Source organism: Parafrankia sp. Ea1.12, assembly GCF_900465275.1.
Taxonomy (GTDB): domain Bacteria; phylum Actinomycetota; class Actinomycetes; order Frankiales; family Frankiaceae; genus Parafrankia; species Parafrankia soli.
The window spans coordinates 1-20179 of the sequence record NZ_UBIZ01000188.1 but is presented as its reverse complement, the minus strand read 5'-3'; the positions used below and the strand labels follow the sequence as shown (position 1 = coordinate 20179).

The window sequence follows — 20179 nt, the reverse complement described above, 5'->3', positions numbered from 1 at the left end:
GCGAACGGCTCACGGCAGGGACCACAACCGGATGGTCTGGTCCTTGCCGGTGCTGGCCAGGATCCGGCCGTGCGGGGCGAACCGGACCGACATCACCCAGTCCGCGTGGCCCGCCAGCGGCCGGCCACGCGGCCGCGCGCGGGTCCGCTCGGAGGTGTCCCACAGCCGGACCACATTGTCGAAGCCACCGCTGGCCAGGGTGCGGCCGTCCGGGGCGAAGGCGAGCGCCCAGACACGGTTGTCGTGCCCTGCCAGCGGACGGCCCAGCGCGGTCGGGCGGTCCGGGACGGTGACGTCCCACAGCCGGATCACACCGTCGACGCCGCCGGTCGCGAGGGTCCGTCCGTCCGGCGCGAACGCGGCCACGAGCGCGGACGTGGGCCCGGCGACGGTGCGTGCCAGCCGGCGCGGCGCGTGCCGGTTCGTGATGTCCCAGAACAGCACGTCCCGGTCGTAGCCGGCGGCGACGAGCAGGTGGTCGTCCGGGGCGAACGCCACCGAGGTCACGAACGAGGTCGCGCCGGTCACCGGCCCGCCCAGCGGACGGGGCGCGCCACGGTCGGCCATGTCCCACAGCTGGACCGACCGGTCGTCGCTTCCGGTGGCGAGCATGCGGCCGTCGGTGGCGAACGCCGCCGAGCGCACGGGCCCCGCGTGGGCCCTCAGCGGCCTGCCCAGCAGATGGGGAGCACCGGGCCGGGTGACGTCCCACAGCCGCAGCGAGCCGTCCCAGCTGGTGCCGGCGAGGGTGCGCCCGTCAGGCGAGAACACGACCGACGTGACGCCGTCGTCGGGGCCGTCCGGCAGGCGCCCGATCGACCGGGGCGCGGCCGGTTCGGCGACGTCCCACAGCAGCACCTCGCCGTCCTTGGCGCTGGTGGCCATGATCGCTCCGTCCGAGGAGAAGTCCGCCGCCAGGACCCAGCCGGCGTGACCCGCCAGCGGCGGGCCGGCCGGACGCGGAGCCACCCGCCGCCCGATGCCGAAGCGGCTCCCCGTGCCCCGGACGGTCGGGTTCCCGGCCACCGTGGGAGTCCGGCCGCGCGCCCCGGACCCCGCCTCGGCGGGTGCGGACCCCACGGCCGGAGGTGGGGTCCGGGCCGGAGCCGCGGCGATGGCTGGGGCCGGCGCCGGCCCCTGGCGCCACGCCCGCGGCCCGGCCCCCGCCGGCAGGCGGCGATTGGCCTCGGAGCGGACGTCCGCGTCGAGGTGCAGCGGCAGGCCGCAGCGGTCCAACCAGTCCGGTCCGTACGCCGCGGCGGCGGCCCGGGCCAGGGAGAGCGCGAACGCCTTCGCCGATTCCGGCCGCGCCTGCGGGTCCCGGGCCAGCGTGCTCGCGACCACCGCCGCGACCGGGCCGGCGATGTCCGCCGCCGGCGTCGCGACATGGTGCGGGCCGAACCCGCCCGCCGGCCGGTCGAGCCCGCCCGCCGGCCGCACGAAGGTCGCCGGGTCGAACGCCTCCGCACCGGTCAGCAGCTCGAGAAGCACGACTCCCAACGAGTAGAGGTCGCTGGCGGGCATCAGCCGACCGCCCGCGAGCTGTTCGGGCGCCATGTAGCGGGGGGTCCCGATCACCGTGCTCGCGCCCGGGCTCGTCCCGTCGACGATCTTCGCGATCCCGAAGTCGGCCACCTTGAGCTGCCCGGCGGCGTCGAACAGGATGTTGTCGGGCTTGATGTCGCGGTGCAGCACGCCGCGGCCGTGGACGTAGGTCAGCGCCGACGCCGCCGCGAGGCCGACCGCGCAGGCCGCCTGCGGGCTCATCCTGGCGCGGCGCCGGGTCAGCGTGCCGCCGGCGAGCATCTCCATGACGAGCACGCGCAGCCCGTCCCGCTCGACGTAGTCATAGACGCGGATGACGTGCGGATGGTCGAAGCGGGCCGCGATGCGCGCCTCGGCGGCGAACCCGTCGTCCGCCCGGCCGTAGCCGCGCGCCATCACCTTGACCGCGACGTCACGATGCATGCCGCGGTGCCACCCGGCCAGCACCAGGCCGGACGCGCCCTTCCCCAACGGGTCGCCGAGCGTGTAGTCCGGCAGGACGGCGGCAAGCCGCGCCAGGTCAACCTCGTTCATCGACGCACCGCCGGGTCAGGGGCGAACAGGAAAAGCCTCGAACCAGGGACGTGAGCCCCAGCAGCCCAACCACGAGCCGTGATCCTACGGGCGGGCCACACCGCCCCGACTGGCGGGAGTCGCATCCGCACGGTGAACATCTGACCACCGGAGCGGAGGACAACCCGACAGGCCGGCTGACTCGACCAGGCCGGCCGGCCTGGTCGAGTCAGCCGGCGAACACCCCGATCCCGGACCGGGCGAGCACCCCGGTGTAGGTCTGCGTCGTCACCTTCCAGTCCCCGGCGACGAGCACCGCGGCGCCGACGGAGACCCCGCCCAGCGAGGCTCCCGGCACCACGACCTCGAACAGCACCCGCGCGTGCCCGGGATCGACGAAGACGGGCTCGCCGACCAGTACCCGCGCGCCCGTGGTCTGCCTCGGGAACCGCTCCCGCACCCGTTCCAGGACGTCCCGCAGCCCCGGCCCGCCCTCGACGGCGCTCAGGGCGTGGTCCTCACCCTGCCCGCCGGTGAAGGCGCGCCGGAAGGCCGCCCGCACCCGCGCGGCCTCGGTCGGGACGTCCACCGGCGGCGTGCCGGGCTCGTCGAGCCCGTCCCCCGCGGGCCACAGCGTCACGGCCCGCTCGGCAGCCGCGCGCAACGCGGAGCCGTCCACGGTGACGCGCGACTCGGCCAGCCCGCGGGCGGGGAAGTCGACGACCAGCGTGAGCGGCCCGGCCGGCGGCAGCGGCCACAGCCAGTACCGCAGCCGGTGGACGTCCGGCGCCCGCCCACCGGCGAACCCGGCCGTGAACGTGCGATACGCGAGGCCGGGCCCGTACCCGTACCCGTAGGCCGGCTGCGGCGGCTGGACGAAGCCGGGGCCAGCCCAGTCCTCCACCGGGCCCCAGGAGTCCACGACGGTCAGCAACGGGTCGTCCTGCGTGCCCGAGGTGTCCGCGGTGGCGTCGAGCCGGGCGGCGAGGGGCACGCCGGGATCGGCCGCGATCACCCGGGCCCCGCCGGGGAGCACGACGCCGAACCGGACCATCCGCTGCGCCTCCCGTGCCCAGGCCACGGACAGCCGCGGATCGGCGCCGGCCGCCGTCCCCGGCCGCAGGCGGACCTCCAGAGTGATCTCCACCCCGCTCGGGTAGGCGACGACACCACCGATCGAGACGGCGGTGTCCCCGGTGACCCCGAGCGAGGGTGGCGCCGCGACGACCCCGCCGAGCTGGTGGTCCGGCGGCGCCAGCCAGGGAGCGCGCACGGGCCCCGTCAGTGAGGCCGTCAGTGAGACCGGCAGGGGCGCCGCCGGCACGGGCTGCGGGACATCCTCGAAGAATCCCATAATGCGCCGCATCGTGACAGACCCGTGACTTGCCGTCCATCGGATTCCCGGCACCGCCGCCGCGCTCCGCGCCGCGTCAAAGGTGGTACTCGGGGCCGGGCTCGCGGCTCATCAGGTCCTTGACCGCCTCCAGCGGCGGCAGCCCCTCGTACAGCACCCGCTCGACCTGGCGGGTGATCGGCATGGAGACCCCGAGCCCGTCGGCCAGCGCCAGCAGCGGCCGGCAGGAGCGCACCCCCTCGGCCACCTGGCGCTGCTCGGCGAGCACCTGGTCGAGGGTCATGCCGCGGCCGAGCTTCTCGCCGAAGCTCCGGTTCCTCGACAGCGGTGATCCGCAGGTGGCCACCAGATCCCCGAGACCGGCCAGCCCGGCGAACGTCATCGGGTCCGCGCCGAGCGCCGTGCCGAGCCGCGCGGTCTCGGCGAGCCCGCGGGTGATCAGCGAGGCCAGGCTGTTGGTGCCGAAGCCCATGCCCTCCAGCATCCCGGCGGCGAGCGCGATCACGTTCTTCACCGCCCCGCCGAGCTCGCAGCCCAGGACGTCCGCGTTCGTGTAGGGCCGTAGGTACGGCGTCCAGCAGGCGGCCTGGACGGCGTGCGCCGTGGCCGCGGACGCACTGGCCACCACGGTGGCCGCGGGGTGCTCGACGGCGATCTCGCGGGCCAGGTTCGGGCCACTCACCACCGCGATGCGCTCCGGGCCGACCCCGGCTGCCTGCGCGATCACCTCGCTCATCCGCCGGCTGCTCCCGGCCTCCATGCCCTTCATCAGGCTCACGTAGACGGCGCCGGGCCCCACCAGTGGCGCCCACTCGACGAGGCAGGAGCGCAGCGCCTGCGACGGGACGGCGAGCACCACCAGGTCGGCCTCGCACAGTGCCCGCTCCGGGCTCGAGGTGGCGCGGACCAGGTCCGGCAGGCGGACGTCCGCCAGGTAGCGAGGGTTGACGTGCCGGCCGTTGATCGCGTCCGCGATCGCCCGGTCTCGGGCGAACAGCGTGACGCGCGCGCCCGCGTCGGCCAGCACCTTGGCGAAGACCGTCCCCCAGGAGCCGGCGGTGAGGACCGCCGCGCGCCTCACCGCGCGCTCCCGGCCCGCGGCGCGTCCGGGTCGGGCGGGCGGGCCCCGGGCGACGCCGCCGCCTCCGGCTGACAGGGAATCTCCGGACCCGGTTCCGCGGAACCGGCCGGCGGCACAGGATCAGCCGGCACCGCGGAACCGGCCGGCGGCGGCGCCGGCTCGCCCCGGACCAGCTCCACCACCGCGGTGAGATCGGCCATCACCACGTCGGTCACCGCACGCAGCAGCCACGCACCGGACGGGTCAGCCACACCGGACGGGTCGGTCGGCGCACCGGACCGGGCGGCGAAACGGCTCAGGTCGACGGGACGGCCCGCGTGGACGCGGATCTCCGGGCGGGCGAACAGGTGCGGCCGCCGGTCGCGCCCCCAGATGCGCTGCGCGCCCCACTGGGCCACCGGGATCACCGGCGCGCCCGTCGCGAGAGCGAGCCGGGCCACGCCCGTGCGGGCGCGCATCGGCCAGTAGTCGGGATCGGTGGTGATGCCGCCCTCCGGGTAGATGACCAGCGCGCGCCCCGCGCGCAGCGCCGCGACCGCGTCACGCAGCGCGCCGCCCGCGCTGGGATCCCGGCGGTAGACCGGGATCTGCCCGGCGCCCGCCAGCACACGCCGCAGGATCGGAACCTCCCACAGGTCGCTCTTCGCCATGAACCGGGGACTGCGCCCGGCGGCGTACACATAGTGCGCGAGCAGGGGCGGGTCCACCGTCGAGAGATGGTTGGCGACCAGGATGACGCCCCCCGACGCGGGGATGTTCCCCTGCCCCGACCAGCGCCGGCGGGTCAGCAGGCAGGACAGCGGACGGATGACGGCCGCGGCGAGCGCGATCCAGAACCCGCCCCGCCATGGTCGTCCCATGAGTGGGCAGTCTTGCTCAGCGCCGGGAAGACTGTCGAGTTCGTGCCATGACGGGAGGACCCGGGCACCGCCGGCGGGCCCGTCGCCCGGCGCCTCGCGGGCGGATGCCGGACGCCGCGGGGACCGCCCGCGGCGGGTCGGATGTCCTATCGTCGGCGCTGTGCTGACCACCGAGACCGCCCCGCCCTGGGTCGTCCTGGTCCCGCTGAAGCCGCTGACCGCCGCGAAGTCCCGGCTCGACCGGCCGGACCGCGGCGCGCTCGCGCTGGCCATGGCTCTGGACACCGCGAGGGCGGTGCTCGACGCCGGCGAGGGCGTCGTGGGCCTCGTCGTCGTCACAGACGACCCCCGCGCGCGGCGCGCCCTCACCGAGCTCGCGCGGGACCGGTCCGAGATCCCGGCCGGCACTGACAGCACAGGGAGCGGCAGCGCGGGTGGCGTGGGCGGCACGACCGGTGTGGGCGGCATGTACGGCCTCACGCGGACGGGCCGGCTGCTGGTGGCCGCGGACGAGCCGAACCGGGGGCTCAACCCGGCGCTCGCGCACGGCGCCGTGCTCGCCCGCCGGATACACCCGGGATGCGCCGTCGCCGCGGTCTCCGCCGACCTCCCCGCGCTGCGCCCGACCGAGCTGCGACGGGCGCTGGCGGCCGCGCCGCCGTCCGGTAGGGGCGTGCTCGCGGACGCGGTCGGCACCGGCACGGTGCTACTCAGCGCCGCTCCCGGTGCCTCGCTGTGTCCCTCGTTCGGCCCCGGCAGCTTCGAGGCGCACCTCGATTCGGGGGCCGTCGACCTCACCGCCCTGCTCGCCGACACGGTTCCCGGACTGCGCCGGGACGTCGACACCGTCGCCGATCTCAACACGGCCCGCGCCCTCGGGCTGGGCCCGGCCACCGCCCGAGCGCTCGCGGCCGACCCGTCCCCGCGCACCGCTGCGTGAACCGGCCCCGTTGGGCCCGCACCGCCCGCGCGGGGGGTGCGGGGGACGGCCTCGGCGCGGTGACCGTCGTCAGCCTGGCGCACGTGCACGACCCGGCGACGACGCCGGTGTTCCCCGGCGATCCCGAGTTCACCCTGACCACCGCGGCGACCATCGAGCGGGACGGCTACTACCTCCAGCTGGTGCGCCGCGGCGAGCACACCGGCACCCACTGGGGCGCGCCCGGCCACTTCGACCCCGCGGGGGCGCTCGCCGACGAGCTGCACCCGGCGGACCTGTTCCTGCCCGCGGTGCGGATCGACGTCCGCGCCGCGGCGGCCGAGAATCCCGACTACCAGGTGAGCCTGGCGGACCTGGCGGCGTTCGAGCGCCGGCACGGGCGCATCCCCGCCGGTGCCGCCGTGATCGCGTGGACGGGATGGGACCGCCGCTGGGGCACGCCCGCCTACCCGAACCTGGACGGGCACGGAGGCATCCATCAGCCCGGCTTCGGGCTGGCCGCCGTGCGCTGGCTGATCGAGACCGGCCGGCTCGGGCGGCGGGGTGCCCTGGGGTCGGACACCTTCGGCCCCGACCCGGGCTCGGACGACACGTACGCGGTCTCCAGGGCGCTCTACCGCGAGCACCGCGTCTCCCTGGAGAACCTGGCGCACCTCGAGGCGCTCCCGCCCATCGGGGCCTGGGTGCTGGCGGGTGGCGCCGTCAACCGCGCCGGCTCCGGCTCGGCCGCCACCGTGTTCGGGCTCATCCCGCCCCACCGCCAGGGCACGAGGCGCCGCTGGACCGGGCCTCACCACTTCTGGGACCCACCTTCCCCCCCGCCGGAGCCATAGCCGTCCTCGCCGTCACCGGGACCGCCGCCGGGACCGCCGCCGATGGGCGGCAGACCCGACAGCGGCCCGGGCCGCGCGAAGAGAAAACCCTGGCCGAGCTCGCAGCCGAGACGGTCCAGCTCCACCAGCTGCGACTCCCGCTCGATGCCCTCGGCGACCACGACCGCCCCGAGCGCGTGGGCGACGTCGATCATCGAGCGACGCAGGTTCGAGACCCGGCTGCCGTCCATCGGGGACTCGATGAGCGTGCGGTCCAGCTTGACGACGTCCACCGGCAGCCGGTGCAGGACGGCCAGGCTCGTGTTGCCCGCGCCGACGTCGTCCAGCGCGATCGCCACCCCCAGGTCCCGCACGCCCGAGAGCACGTCGGCCGCGGCGGAGAGGTCCGCGATCCGGCTGGTCTCGGTGACCTCCACGACGAGCCGGCGGGGGTCGAGCCGGCTTGCGGCGAGCACCCGGGCGACGCTGTCGCGCAGCCTGGTGTCGGTGATCCGGCTCGCCGAGACGTTCACGTGCAGCCGCAGCCGCGAGCCGGCCGGGTAGGCCAGCGCGACCTCGGTGCACGCCCGGGTGAGCACCAGGTCGTCGAGCAGGCCGACCATCCCCCCGTTCTCGGCGGCGGCGACGAACGTGCCGGGCGGGACGGGCCCGCGCCCGGGGTCGGTCCAGCGGGCGAGGGCCTCGAGCGCCACCGGGTGCCCGTCCCGCAGCCGCACGATCGGCTGGTAGTGGACGTCGAAGCCCGCCGAGCGCCCGCCGCGGCGCAGCGCCGTGGCCAGCGCGTCGGCCAGGTGCGCGCCAGCCTCCGGCGAGGCCATCCCCGGCCGGTAGGTCACCAGCCGGTTCTTGCCCGAGCACTTGGCCACGTGGACGGCCGTCTCGGCGTGCCGAAGCAGCGACTCCCCGGTCTCGTGGGTGCGGCGGGCGACGGCGAGCCCGACACTGGCGCGGATCGAGCGCGGCCGCCCGCCGACCGCCATCGGGTGGCGCAGCGCGGCCAGCACCCGCTCCCCGACCACCTCGGGCGACTCGTCGCCGCCGGCCAGCAGTACCGCGAACTCGTCCGCGCCGACCCGGGCGACCAGGTCGGTGGTGCGCACGCAGTGCCGCAGCCGCTGCGCGACGGTGCGCAGCAGATGGTCACCGGCCGCCGGGCCGAGGCTGTCGTTGAGGGCGCTGAAGTCGTCAAGATCGCAGTACAGGATGGCGATGCCGCCACCGGACCGGTCGTCGCCGGAGCGCCAGCGGTCGGTCAGGGCGCCGCGCAGCCGGTGCTGGAACAGCGCGCGGTTCGCCAGCTCGGTGAGCGGGTCGTGGAAGACCCGGTGGTGGATCTCCCGTTCGGCGGCGTGGACCCGCTGGGCGAGCCGCCGGCCCGCGCGGGCCGCCACCAGGCGGTCGGCCACCATCCCGGCGACTACCACCGCGGCCAGCCCGATCTCGACGCCGTCGAGGCGGTGGCCGCCGGCGAGGCCGGCCAGCACCGTCGCCGTCGCGCAGCCGGCGACCAGCGTGGGCACCAGGAGAAAGCCCCAGCGCTCGGACCCGTCGCCCGCGTCGGCGCCGCCGGCTCCGCGACCGCCGCCGGTGCCGGCGCGTGTCGACACGGCGTGTCCGTACCCGACGGCATGGCCGAACCGCGCGGCGTGACCGAAGTCCATGGCGTGCGCATGCCCCGCGGCGTGCTCTGGACCCGCGGCGTGCGCGGCCGCCGGGAGTACGAAGCCCGCCGTCCCGATCCGGGCGCCGCCGGCCGCGCGCAGCACGGCCAGCAGAACGAACGCGCAGCCGGCGATCGGCACGACCCCGACCACCGCCGGGAAGGCGGCGGCGTCGGTCGGCCCGCGAAGCCATGAGGTCGAGGCGACGATCAGGAACAGGCCCACGGCGGCCGCGAGGATCCGGACCCGGTCCGGAGGCCGCCGGAACGCCGTGGCGTGCAGCGCGGCGACGACGAGCAGCACCGCCCCGGCGGGATAGACGGCCGCCACGGCACGGCTCCACCCGTCCGTGCCGGCGGCGGCGAGCGCGGGGCGCACCCCGAGCCCCCAGCCGACGAGAATCACCGAGCAGGCAAGCAGCAGCCGGTCCACCAGGCCCGCGACGCCGTCACCGGTGCGCTCCGCCCGCGACCGGCGGACCCGGTCGGAACCACCGAAGCCACCGGAACCGCCGAAGCCACCTGAGGTCCCCGGCCCGCCCGCGATCGGCACACCCGCCGGCAGGGGCGGCAGATCCGGCTGGTTCACCGGCCGGCGCGCCCGCGCGGTCGGGGTCGCGGCGAGCGCCGCGAGTGCCAGGACGGGCATCGCCAGGTAGCCGACGTCCGCCAGGGACGGCCGGCGGGGCCGCTGGCCGTCACGCCCGTCGGCGACCCACGCCGACTGGCTGGCCGTCCACGCCACCAGCGCCGCGGCGACCCAGATCAGCCATCTGCCGTGGGCCCGCCCGAGCCGGCGGCCTGTCCACACGCAGCCGGCGGCCGCGGTGAGACCCGCCGCGATCCCGACGCCGTCGAGCAGTAGAGGCACGCCCACCCTCCTCCCCCTGTGGTCCGGTGGTCCGCCCCACCGGCACCTGGGCCGGTTCTCTGCGCACCGACGTCCGTGGGGTCAGCCGGCGGCGACCGAGGGTTATGACGGCTTTCGCGGATGACGGTGCGTCGCGGGTGATCAGGACCCGCTGGGCCTGATCACTCGCGAGGGGTCACTGACCGCGGCGCAGGCCGCGGCACGCTCGTCGGGAACTCCCGCGAACCAGGACAGCTCGTGCGTGTTCGATCAATCGACGCCGAGAGACCAGCTCGTCGGAGAGCCCCTCGGGTCACCGTATCTTGTGATCAGGCAAACACAAAGAGTGTCCACCTGTGGTGCGCGCGGCGCGTCGGGCACCCTATGGCGTCAGACGAGACGTCGCGGACGGCCAAACCGGACGAGCGCCGGTTCGCCGCGACACCGGCATCGGCGCCGGCGCCGGCAGTCGCGCCGGCGCCGACCGGGCCGGCGACAGTGGTAGTGCCGGTCGGCCGGTCGGTGTGGCGGTGGCGGGGCGGGCTGGTCCTGAGTCGGAAGTAGCTCGGCCCTCTAGACGACGTCGACCCGCGCGGTGGCGACCAGGACGCCGCGGCCCGCGCCGACGTAGCGACCCGAGGTCGGTGCGACGTCCTGGTAGTCGCGACCGACCGCCACCGTGACGTACCGCAGGTCGGCGAGCCGGTCGTGGCAGGGGTCGAAGGCCACCGCGGCCGCGCCGACACCGCCGGGGGTGAACGCCTCGGCCGGCCCCGGATCGACCGCCCCCGCCCCGGCGAGCGCGTCAGCCCCGCCGACGGGCGAGGCCCCGCCGACGGGCGGAGCGAGGGCCGCGGGCACCAGCACCTCCACCCAGGCATGCGAGGCGCCCTCACCCAGCATGTGCCCCTGTGCGTACCGGGCGGGGATACCGGCCGCGCGGCACATCGCGATCATCACGTGGGCCTGGTCCTGGCAGACGCCGCGCCCGCCGGCGAGCGCCTGGGCGGCGGTCGTCCCGACGTCGGTGCTGCCCGAGACGTAGGCGATGCGCTCGTGGACCCATCCGCACACCCGGCGGGCCGTGGCGACCGGGTCGGGCCCGGCCATCGAGCGCGCCGCGTCGATCATCGCCGGGGTGGGGGCGGTGAGAGCGGTGGCGGTCAGCAGGCGCCGGCTGCTCAGCGCGGACGCCGGCAGCGTCGGCCACCCGGCCCGGGCGATCCGCTCGACGACGACGGTGACATCGAAGTCCAGCGTCGGCGGCACGACGTCGATCCGGATGTTGGCGATCTGAAGGCCGTCCGGCCCGCGCTGCCAGGTCGTGCGCGCCTCCGGGGCGGAGACCCGCAGGTCGACGGACCGGCGGAACTGGCCGCCGTGCCGCGCCGGGGGCACCGCGACAAGCCGGTGGTCGAGGTTCGTCGCGCTGCCGTCGTAGGTGTACCGGAACCGCTGGCTCACCCGGTAGGTGACCCGCTGCGCGCCCGCGATGTCGGGCACGGCAGACGCCGGCCCGGCGGGCGTGAGCCGGCCACCGGGTGCCCCAGGAGTCTCCACCACGCCACCGATCGTCACTCTGGCCTGTTTCCCGTCCGTTAACAAATGCCACATCGCGGCACGACTGTCACCGAACGGCAGCGGCACAGGACATCTCAGCAGCCCGGACGGCACAACCAATCCTCATGATTACCTCACATCGTCATACTTCGAGGCTGCCGCGTTCACTCAAGCCTGGCAGCATGGACAAGCATGAGCGAGCTGGTGGCGACCCGCCCGGATCAGCCGCAGCGGAAGGCCCGAAGCGCGCTGCTGGAGCCCCTGGAGGCGCCCCGCACGCCGACCCCTTCGGACCTCCCGCCGGACCGCTACATCAACCGCGAGAAGTCCTGGCTTGATTTCAACAGCCGTGTCCTCGCACTCGCCGAGGACGTCTCGACCCCATTGCTGGAACGGGCGAAGTTCCTGGCCATCTTCGCGAGCAATCTCGACGAGTTCTACATGGTCCGGGTGGCCGGCCTGATGCGCCGGCACGCCACGAGGCTGGCCGTCCGCTCGGCCGACGGGCTGACCGCCCGCGAGCAGCTCGACCTGATCAGCCGCACCACCGCCGAGCTCACCGCCCGCCACTCGCGCTGCTTCACCGACGAGGTGGCGCCCTCCCTCGCGCACGCGGGGATCACGGTCAAGCTGTGGCAGGAGCTCGGCGACCCGCAGCGGGAGCGGCTGCGGGACTACTTCCACGAGCAGATCTTCCCGGTGCTCACCCCGCTGGCGGTCGACCCGGCGCACCCGTTCCCCTACATCAGCGGCCTGTCGCTGAACCTGGCCGTGGCGGTGCGCGAGCCTGGCGGCGACGCGCAGCGCTTCGCGCGGGTCAAGGTGCCGCAGAACGTCCCGCGGCTGATCCGGGTGGACGTCGACGAGCCGGCCGGGGACCGGGCCGGCACGGAGGCCGCCCCCCGGCGCGCCCAGGACGACACCACCGCGTGCTTCGTCCCGCTCGAGGAGGTCATCGCCGCCCATCTCGGGCAGCTCTTCCCCGGGATGGAGGTCGCCGACTCGCACCTGTTCCGGGTCACCCGCAACGCCGACCTGGAGGTCGAGGAGGACGAGGCGGAGGACCTGCTCCAGGCACTGGAGCGCGAGCTGGCCCGGCGCCGGTTCGGCCCGGCGGTCCGCCTCGAGGTCGACGACGACATCGACGACGACCTGCTCAGCCTGCTGATGCGCGAGCTGGAGATCAGCGACCGCGAGGTCCACCGGGTCCGTGGCCCGCTCGACATGTCGGTGCTCTGGGCCCTCTACGACCTCGACCGGCCGGAGCTGAAGGACCCGCCGCGGGTGCCGATCACGCATCCGCGGCTGCTCACCGACGAGGGCGAGCCGCCGGACTTCTTCAGCGTGCTGCGCGAGGTGGACGTCCTCGTCCACCACCCGTACGACTCGTTCACGACCTCGGTGCAGCGGTTCATCGAGCAGGCCGCGGCCGACCCGAACGTCCTGGCGATCAAGCAGACGCTCTACCGGACCTCCGGCGACTCACCGATCGTCGACGCGCTCGTCGCGGCCGCCGAGGCCGGCAAGCAGGTCGTCGTCCTGGTGGAGATCAAGGCCAGGTTCGACGAGAGCGCGAACATCCGCTGGGCGCGCGAGCTGGAGCGGGCGGGCTGCCACGTCGTCTACGGGCTGATCGGACTCAAGACGCACTGCAAGATCTGTCTGGTGGTGCGCCAGGAGCGCGGCGGGCTACGCCGCTACTGCCACGTCGGCACCGGCAACTACAACCCCAAGACCGCGCGCCTCTACGAGGACCTGGGCCTGCTCACCGCCGACCCGGACGTCGGCGCCGACCTGACCGACCTGTTCAACGTGCTGACCGGCTACAGCCGGCAGACCGAGTACCGCTCGCTGCTGGTCGCCCCGCAGCACATGCGGGACGGCATCATCCAGCGGATCGAGGCCGAGGCCGCGGCCGCCCGGGAGGGCCGCGAGTGCGGCATCCGGGTCAAGGTCAACAGCCTGGTGGACGAGAAGATCATCGACGCGCTCTACCGGGCGTCCCGCGACGGGGTGCCGGTGCACTGCCTGGTGCGCGGCATCTGCGCGCTGCGGCCGGGGGTGCCGGGGCTGTCCGAGACGGTGCACGTCCGGTCGATCCTCGGGCGGTTCCTGGAGCACAGCCGGGTGCTGGAGTTCGCCTCGGTCGGCGAGTTCTGGATCGGCAGCGCCGACATGATGCACCGCAACCTGGACCGCCGGATCGAGGCGCTGGTGCGGGTCCCGCACACCGAGCGGCAGGCCACGGTGCGGGGGATGCTCGACCACGCCTTCTCCGACCAGGTGGAGGCCTGGACCCTGGCCGCGGACGGCCGCTGGGAGCGCCAGACGACCTCGGCGGACGACGAGCGTCTCTCGGACTACCAGGCCGACCTGATGGCGCAGGCGTACGAGCGCGGGCGCCGCTAGCTAGCAGGGCAGACGGGCGGCGGCGGGCTCTGCGTCCGCCGCGGCCGCGCTCCGGAGCGTCGTGGGTGTCCACGCTCGCTCCGGAGCGCGGCCGCGTGAGGGCACGGCCGTCAGCCGCTCAGTCGCTGCTGGCCGAGACGCTGGCCTTGAACTCCGAGCCGGGACGGAACTTCGGCACCACGGACGCGGCGACGTGGACGGGCTCGCCGGTCGCGGGGTTGCGGCCCGTGCGCGCGGCGCGCTCCACCCGCTCGAACACACCGAACCCGGTGATCGTGACCTTCTCGCCGCCGGCCACGGCCTCCTGGATCGCGTCGAACACCGCGTCGACCGCCTTGGTGGCGTTCGACCGCCCACCCTCGATCTGCTGGGCGATGCGGTCAACCAACTGGGACTTGTTCACAACAACCTCCGGACGCCCCCGCACGGTGCGGGGTGGGGAGCAGATCGGGCATCACACTGCGCTGCACCGTAGGCATCTCCACTGTCGAGGGCAATTCCCATGAGCGTGTCGCGTCACACAAACCCGCACGTCAGCGGGTTCGCGTCGGGTGGCTACAGGTTGCGCGCTGTCCTACGAGCCCGCCACATCCTGCAGCTTGGTCACCTTCAGTAACTTTTGACGGGGGCGAATTCAAGCCGAAAGTCACGAATTGGTAGCCGGCAGACGCCAGCCAGAGAAGGTCCTCACAGCAACACACCATGGAACTACCCCATGCGGATGTGAGATCACCCTCAGCGTTGCGACGAACACCGGGCGGCAGGCCGGCCGGCGGCGCGCGGACCACCCACCACCTGGGGCGCCGCAAGGGGTTGGAACGTGATCAACGCAACATCCGCGAGGGCGGCCCGGGAGCCCGTCAGTGGGCCGGAAATCCCCGGGCCGAGCGGGGACGTCCCAGCTCGGCCCGGGGAAAATCCTCAGGTGACGCGGGAGGCTCAGGCCGTGGTCGGGAGCCACCCGGGCCGGCTGGCCTCGAACACGGTGATGTCCTGCTCGTGGCGCAGCGTCAGGCCGACGTCGTCCAGGCCCTCCATCAGCCGCCAGCGGGTGAAGTCGTCGAGCTCGAAGCCGGCGACCTGACCGGCGCCGCGGACCTCCCGGGCCACCAGGTCGACGGTGATCTCCGTGGTCGGGTCGGCCTCCACCGCCGCGGTCAGCGCCTCGACCGTGTCGGCCGGCAGCACCACCGGGAGCAGGCCGTTGCCCAGCGCGTTGCCGCGGAAGATGTCGGCGAAGCGGGGCGAGAGCACCGCGCGGAAGCCGTAGTCCTGCAGCGCCCAGACCGCGTGCTCACGCGACGAGCCGGTGCCGAAGTCCGGGCCGGCGAGCAGGATCGACGCACCGGCGTGGGCGGGGTCGTTCAGCACGAACGACGGGTCCGCCCGCCATTCGGAGAACAGCCCGGCGCCGAAGCCCGTCCGCTCGATGCGCTTGAGCCATTCGCTCGGGATGATCTGGTCGGTGTCGACGTCGCTGCGCCGCAGCGGCACCGCCCGACCGGTGTGGATGGTGAACGCCTCCATGACGGCACGTTCCCTTCGAGTCCGTTCGGAAGTTTCGGAAGTCTGGGAGTCCGGTGGCCCGGGGTCCGGGAGCCCGGAGTTCGACCGGGCCGGGGCGCCCTACAGGTCGGCGGGCGCCGTGAGGCGGCCGGTCACCGCGGTGGCGGCGGCGACCGCCGGCGAGACGAGGTGGGTCCGCCCGCCGGGGCCCTGCCGGCCCTCGAAGTTGCGGTTGGACGTCGACGCGCTGCGCTCCCCCGGCCGCAGGGTGTCCGGGTTCATGCCCAGGCACATCGAGCAGCCGGCGCTGCGCCAGTCGGCGCCCGCGGCGCGGAACACCTCGTCGAGGCCCTCCGCCTCCGCCTCGGCCTTGACCGCCATCGAGCCGGGGACGACCAGGACCCGAAGGCCGTCCGCCACCTGGCGCCCGCGCAGCACGTCGGCGGCGGCACGCAGGTCGGAGATCCGGCCGTTGGTGCAGGATCCGATGAAGACGGTGTCGACGGCGACGTCGGACAGCGGGGTGCCCGGCACGAGATCCATGTAGGCCAGGGCGCGTTCCACCGAGCCGCGCGCGGCCGGGTCGGCGTAGGCGGCCGGGTCGGGCACGGGCGAGCTCAACGGCGCAGCCTGGCCCGGGTTGGTCCCCCAGGTGACGTACGGGCTCAGGCTGGGCCCGTCGATGACGACCTCGTGGTCGAACGTGGCGTCGGGGTCGGTGGCCAGGGTGCGCCAGTACTCGACCGCGGCGTCCCAGTCGGCCCCGGTCGGGGCGTTCGGACGTCCCTTGAGGTACTCGAACGTGGTCTCGTCCGGGGCGATCATCCCGGCGCGCGCGCCCGCCTCGATCGACATGTTGCAGACCGTCATCCGGCCCTCCATCGACAGCCCGCGGACGGCTTCGCCGCGGTACTCGATGACGTAGCCGGCGCCGCCACCCGTGCCGATCCGGGCGATCACGGCGAGGATCAGATCCTTCGCGGTGACCCCGGCGGGCAGCTCACCCTGGACGGTGACCGCCATCGTCTTCGGACGGCGCTGCGGCAGCGTCTGGGTGGCCAGCACGTGCTCGACCTGGCTGGTGCCGATCCCGAAGGCGAGCGCCCCGAAGGCGCCGTGCGTCGAGGTGTGGCTGTCGCCGCAGACGATCGTCATGCCCGGCTCGGACAGGCCGAGCTGCGGGCCGACCACGTGGACGATGCCCTGGCCCGGGTCGTTCATCGGGAACAGGCGGACCCCGAACTCGGCGCAGTTCTTGCGCAGCGCGTCGACCTGCGCCCGCGAGACCGGGTCGGCGATCGGCAGCAGCGTGTCGGTCGTCGGGACGTTGTGGTCCTCGGTCGCCAGCGTCAGGTCGGGACGGCGGACCGGTCGCCCGGCCAGCCGCAGCGCCTCGAACGCCTGCGGCGAGGTGACCTCGTGGACGAGGTGCAGATCGATGTAGAGCAGGTCGGGCTCTCCGTCCGCGCGGCGGACGACGTGTGCGTCCCAGACCTTCTCCGCGAGTGTGCGACCCATTGGCCCCACTCCCTCTCTCGCGTGGGCGGGCCCACGCTGCTCGGACTTCGCTGTCATGACGGGACCGCGCGCCCCATGGCCGTGCCGTGCCTCCCACGGGGCATGCGTCTCGCGGTCACCGTCTCGCGGTCGTGCATCTCAGAGAATGAGATGGCAATATCAGACTATGGAACATAGTAGCGGCGTCGGCGTGCTGGACAAGGCCGCCCTGGTCCTGAGCGCCGTTGAGCACGGGCCGGCCGGGCTCGCCGACCTGGTCGTTCGCACCGGCCTGACCAGAGCGACGGCCCACCGGCTCGCCCTGGCCCTGGAGACCCACCGCCTGCTCACCCGCGACTCCGACGGCCGGTTCGTGCCCGGCCCACGACTGGCCGCCGGCGGCCCGACCCCCCTGCCCTGGGAGATGATCGACGCGGCCGGCCGGGTGCTCACCGCCCTGTGCGAGGCCACCGGCGAGAGCACCCAGCTCTACGTCCGGCGCGGGCCGGTCCGGGTCTGCGTCGCCGCCTCCGAGCGGTCCACCGGGCTGCGCGACACCGTGCCCGTCGGCGCGGCCCTGCCGATGACCGCGGGCTCCGGCGCGCAGGTCCTGCTCGCCTTCGACGACGCGGCCGAGCCCGAACTGCTGGCGCGCGCGGCGTTCGCGGCGGACGTCCTGCCGAAGGTGCGCCGGCGTGGCTGGGCGGAGAGCCTCGGCGAGCGCGAGCCGGGCCTGGCCTCGGTGTCGGCCCCGGTGTACGGCACGTCCGGCGTGGTCGCCGCGCTGTCGCTGTCCGGCCCGGTCGAACGGCTGACCCGGTCGCCGGGACGGCGGCACGGTACCGCGGTGGTCGCCGCGGCCCGGGAGCTGTCCAGCCCCCAGGCTCCGACGGGTGCCGACCGAATCCCCACACCCGAAACGGGAATCGTGTCTCAGATCACGACGAATGCGCCAAGAACCCCACCGGGCACAGCGAAAACCACCGCCGCTCCACCGTGAAAGCCGATATTCGATGTCCGGAAACACAATGCTCCCGCACCAGCCGGCCCCGCCGGCACCCCGACGCACCCGGAGAGAGCCCGGCATCGTAGCCTCTGGTGTTGTCAACAGAGCAGGATCGACGTACTGAGCAGTTTCTGCACACAAGCAGTGATGGCGCAGTCCGGTCAGCCCGCCAGCCCGTGGGATGCCGACCGGACAGGGGGCGTCCGTCGCTGTGCGTCGATCCGGTGGCCCGGTCGGACTTTACGTCAACGGGCTCTCGCCACTGGTAGGCGAGAGGGTTCACCGGAGTCCTCAGGCTTCCGCAGCCCCCGCCGCGGCAGCGTCACAGGCTCGCGCCGTCCGCTCCCGGACGGCACACAAAGGGGGAAAGGCGCAGTGCGCAAACTGGGTGCACGGTACGTCCTGCACGAATTGCTCGGGCAGGGAACGGCCGGCCAGGTCTGGCGCGGGGCCCATGTCCCCGACGGAGAGCCCGTCGCCATCAAGGTACTTCGGCCGGAGCTCGCTCATGACCCCGAGATCGTCGACCGGTTCCTGCGCGAGTGGGACCTGCTCGTCGAGCTCGACAGCCCTGACCTGGTGCGGGTTCGTGACCTGATCAGAGAGCCCGACACGCCCCTGGCGATCGTGATGGACCTCGTCGAGGGCATCGACCTCCGGGCACACCTCGACCAGAGCGGGCCACGACCGGTGACCGAGGCGGTCAACCTCGTCGTCGGGCTCCTCTGGGCGCTGGACAGCGTGCACGCGGCCGGGATCATCCACCGCGACGTCAAGCCCGAGAACGTCCTCATCGACACCTCGGACCCGCGCCGCCCCTACGTCCGGCTGACCGACTTCGGCGTGGCGCGGATGGTGCACACCCCCACCCGCGCCTCGCTGACCGGCCCGATCGGCACCCCGCTCTACATGGCGCCGGAGCTGACGACCGACGCCCCTCCGACGCCGGCCGTCGACATCTACGCCGCCGGGATCGTGCTCTACGAGCTCATCGCCGGCAGCCCGCCTTTCGACGAGGCGCACCCGGCCGACATGGTGCGGGCGCACCGCGAGGACCAGCCACTGCCCATCCAGGGCGTCCCGCCGGCTCTGTGGGACGTCCTGTCGTCGATGCTCGCGAAGTCGCCGCGCCAGCGGCCCGCCTCCGCCGCGGACGCCGCGGAGGACCTGATCGAGGCGCTCGAGAACGACCGCGACCGCGACGACCCGGACTTCGACTCCGACGACCAGCTGGACCTCGACAACCGCCGTCCCGACAACCGGGACCGCGAGTTCGACGACCGGTCCGCAGGTCAGCGTGGGCGCGGCGCCGTCCCCGAACCTCGCCGCGACGCGCCCGGGAAACGGGAAGCGGCCTTCGACGCGGCGCAGACCCGGATCGGCTCGGCCGCCGACTGGGCGGAGGACGAGCGCGGCCGCCAGCCGGCCGCGGCGGGGCGCCGCCTCGCCGGCGCCGGCGCCGCGGTCGCGGCGACCAGCGTCGCGGGTGCGGGTGGCCCGACCGGCGACTGGAACGACGCCGAGCACACCCAGATCGCCGGGATGCCACCCGTCCGGCCGGACTGGAACGACGCCGAGCACACCCAGATCGCCGGGATGCCACCCGTCCGCGCCGACTGGAGCGACGACGACACCGGTGGCCGGCCGGCGGTCCGCGTCCCGGCCCGCTCCACGGGCTCCGCGTCCGACCGCAACACGGTGATCTCCGCGATCCCGGCGAACAAGCAGCCGGCCCCGGGCAGCTCGGGCTCGTCGGGCGGACCGGGCGGACCAGGCGGGCGTTCTGCCGGCGACCGCCGCCGCCGCAGCCGCATCGCGGCCGGAGCCGGCCTGGTCGTCGCGCTGGTCGCCGGCGCCGGTGGTTGGGCCCTGGCCGCGGCCGGTGACAGCGAGAGCGCGCTCACCGCGGACGGCGGCTCGCAGGTCGTCGCCGACCCGTCGATCACCGCGACGCTGCCCGGCGGCGCCCCGATGCCCCCGGGGATGGACCCGGGCACTGTCCCCACAAGCTCCATAGCAGGAACGACGCCGCATCCAAGTACCTCCCCGAAGCCTGGCCAGAGCGCCACGCCCGGGCCGGCCACCCCCACCCAGCCGGGTCAGACCACGGCCCCGCCGGACGCCAGCGCCGCACCGACGCCGACACCGACGGCCAAGGAAGCGACGGTCCCCAACGTGGTGGGCCAGAGCCAGACGGCGGCCACCAACACCTTGACGGGCAAGGGCTTCACGAACGTCACGGCGACCGAGGTCTGCCAGAAGGGCAAGAACGGCGGCGTCGTGCTCGACCAGGGCCCGAACGCGGGCAGCGTCGTCCCGGTCACCACGAAGGTAACGCTCACGGTCCAGGCAACGAACTGCGTCGAGGTCCCCGCCGTCGCGGGGGAGACGCTCGCCGCCGCCCGCAACATGCTGATCGGCGCCGGCCTGGGTGTCCTGGACGGCAACGGCGGCTGCCAGAACGGTCCCGGCACCACCGCGGCGGGAACGAACCCCGCCGCCGGGACCATGATGCGCAAGGGCGACAGCGTCTGGCTCGAGCCCACCTGCGCGAAGCCGCCCCCC

The 20179-nt window shown here is 74.5% G+C and carries 14 protein-coding genes; 5 read left to right on the top strand and 9 right to left on the bottom strand.

The features are described 5' to 3' along the window. Nucleotides 1–9: 9 nt before the first annotated feature. The 4 genes from FMEAI12_RS06080 to FMEAI12_RS06065 all read right to left on the bottom strand — a co-directional run bounded on the left by FMEAI12_RS06080 (nt 10) and on the right by FMEAI12_RS06065 (nt 5353). The gene (locus tag FMEAI12_RS06080) at nt 10–2079 is read right to left on the bottom strand and encodes a WD40 repeat domain-containing serine/threonine protein kinase (protein ID WP_112105291.1); all 2070 of its coding nucleotides are present in this window, start codon (nt 2077–2079) and stop codon (nt 10–12) included. 208 nt (nt 2080–2287) lie between these two features. Beyond that, nucleotides 2288–3331: a hypothetical protein gene (locus FMEAI12_RS06075; RefSeq protein ID WP_235013754.1), complete on the bottom strand. Its 1044-nt coding sequence runs from the start codon at nt 3329–3331 to the stop codon at nt 2288–2290. Nucleotides 3332–3488: 157 nt separating this feature from the next. Then, nucleotides 3489–4493 carry an NAD(P)H-dependent glycerol-3-phosphate dehydrogenase gene (locus tag FMEAI12_RS06070; protein ID WP_112105289.1) on the bottom strand — a complete coding sequence of 335 codons (1005 nt, stop codon included), beginning with the start codon at nt 4491–4493 and terminating at the stop codon, nt 3489–3491. Then, nucleotides 4490–5353, bottom strand: a complete 864-nt coding sequence (locus FMEAI12_RS06065) for a 1-acyl-sn-glycerol-3-phosphate acyltransferase (protein ID WP_071060635.1) — start codon at nt 5351–5353, stop codon at nt 4490–4492. The genes FMEAI12_RS06070 and FMEAI12_RS06065 overlap by 4 nt, the downstream gene beginning before the upstream one ends. Before the next feature lie 160 nt (nt 5354–5513). Between FMEAI12_RS06065 and cofC the strand changes: the two genes are divergently transcribed. Together cofC and FMEAI12_RS06055 are read left to right on the top strand one after the other, a co-directional pair. Further along, the gene (cofC, locus tag FMEAI12_RS06060; protein WP_112105288.1) at nt 5514–6293 is read left to right on the top strand and encodes a 2-phospho-L-lactate guanylyltransferase; all 780 of its coding nucleotides are present in this window, start codon (nt 5514–5516) and stop codon (nt 6291–6293) included. A 59-nt stretch (nt 6294–6352) separates the two neighbouring features. Continuing rightward, nucleotides 6353–7126 carry a cyclase family protein gene (locus FMEAI12_RS06055; RefSeq protein ID WP_368672057.1) on the top strand — a complete coding sequence of 258 codons (774 nt, stop codon included), beginning with the start codon at nt 6353–6355 and terminating at the stop codon, nt 7124–7126. Here FMEAI12_RS06055 and FMEAI12_RS06050 read toward each other — a convergent pair. Next, complete coding sequence (locus FMEAI12_RS06050) at nt 7084–9657, bottom strand: bifunctional diguanylate cyclase/phosphodiesterase (protein ID WP_235013753.1); 2574 nt, start codon at nt 9655–9657, stop codon at nt 7084–7086. The genes FMEAI12_RS06055 and FMEAI12_RS06050 overlap by 43 nt on opposite strands. A gap of 552 nt (nt 9658–10209) precedes the next feature. Then, nucleotides 10210–11196, bottom strand: coding sequence for a transglutaminase family protein (locus FMEAI12_RS06045; protein ID WP_112105308.1), 987 nt, complete (start codon nt 11194–11196; stop codon nt 10210–10212). Between the two features lie 192 nt (nt 11197–11388). Between FMEAI12_RS06045 and FMEAI12_RS06040 the strand changes: the two genes are divergently transcribed. Next, nucleotides 11389–13605, top strand: a complete 2217-nt coding sequence (locus FMEAI12_RS06040) for an RNA degradosome polyphosphate kinase (RefSeq protein WP_112105285.1) — start codon at nt 11389–11391, stop codon at nt 13603–13605. Between the two features lie 118 nt (nt 13606–13723). Here FMEAI12_RS06040 and FMEAI12_RS06035 read toward each other — a convergent pair whose 3' ends face one another. The 3 genes from FMEAI12_RS06035 to leuC all read right to left on the bottom strand — a co-directional run bounded on the left by FMEAI12_RS06035 (nt 13724) and on the right by leuC (nt 16629). Further along, complete coding sequence (locus FMEAI12_RS06035; RefSeq protein WP_006541029.1) at nt 13724–14008, bottom strand: HU family DNA-binding protein; 285 nt, start codon at nt 14006–14008, stop codon at nt 13724–13726. A 536-nt stretch (nt 14009–14544) separates the two neighbouring features. After that, entirely contained in the window at nt 14545–15132 is a 588-nt protein-coding gene (gene leuD / locus FMEAI12_RS06030) for a 3-isopropylmalate dehydratase small subunit (RefSeq protein ID WP_020458749.1), read from the bottom strand. Nucleotides 15133–15231: 99 nt separating this feature from the next. After that, nucleotides 15232–16629 carry a 3-isopropylmalate dehydratase large subunit gene (gene leuC, locus FMEAI12_RS06025; RefSeq protein WP_112105284.1) on the bottom strand — a complete coding sequence of 466 codons (1398 nt, stop codon included), beginning with the start codon at nt 16627–16629 and terminating at the stop codon, nt 15232–15234. A 166-nt stretch (nt 16630–16795) separates the two neighbouring features. Here leuC and FMEAI12_RS06020 point away from each other — a divergent pair, with 166 nt between their 5' ends. Continuing rightward, a complete protein-coding gene (locus FMEAI12_RS06020) occupies nt 16796–17608 on the top strand; it encodes an IclR family transcriptional regulator (RefSeq protein ID WP_112105283.1) in 813 nt (270 codons plus the stop codon). 381 nt (nt 17609–17989) lie between these two features. After that, the coding region (locus FMEAI12_RS06015) for a serine/threonine-protein kinase (RefSeq protein ID WP_146776644.1) at nt 17990–20179 on the top strand (2190 nt) is incomplete at its 3' end.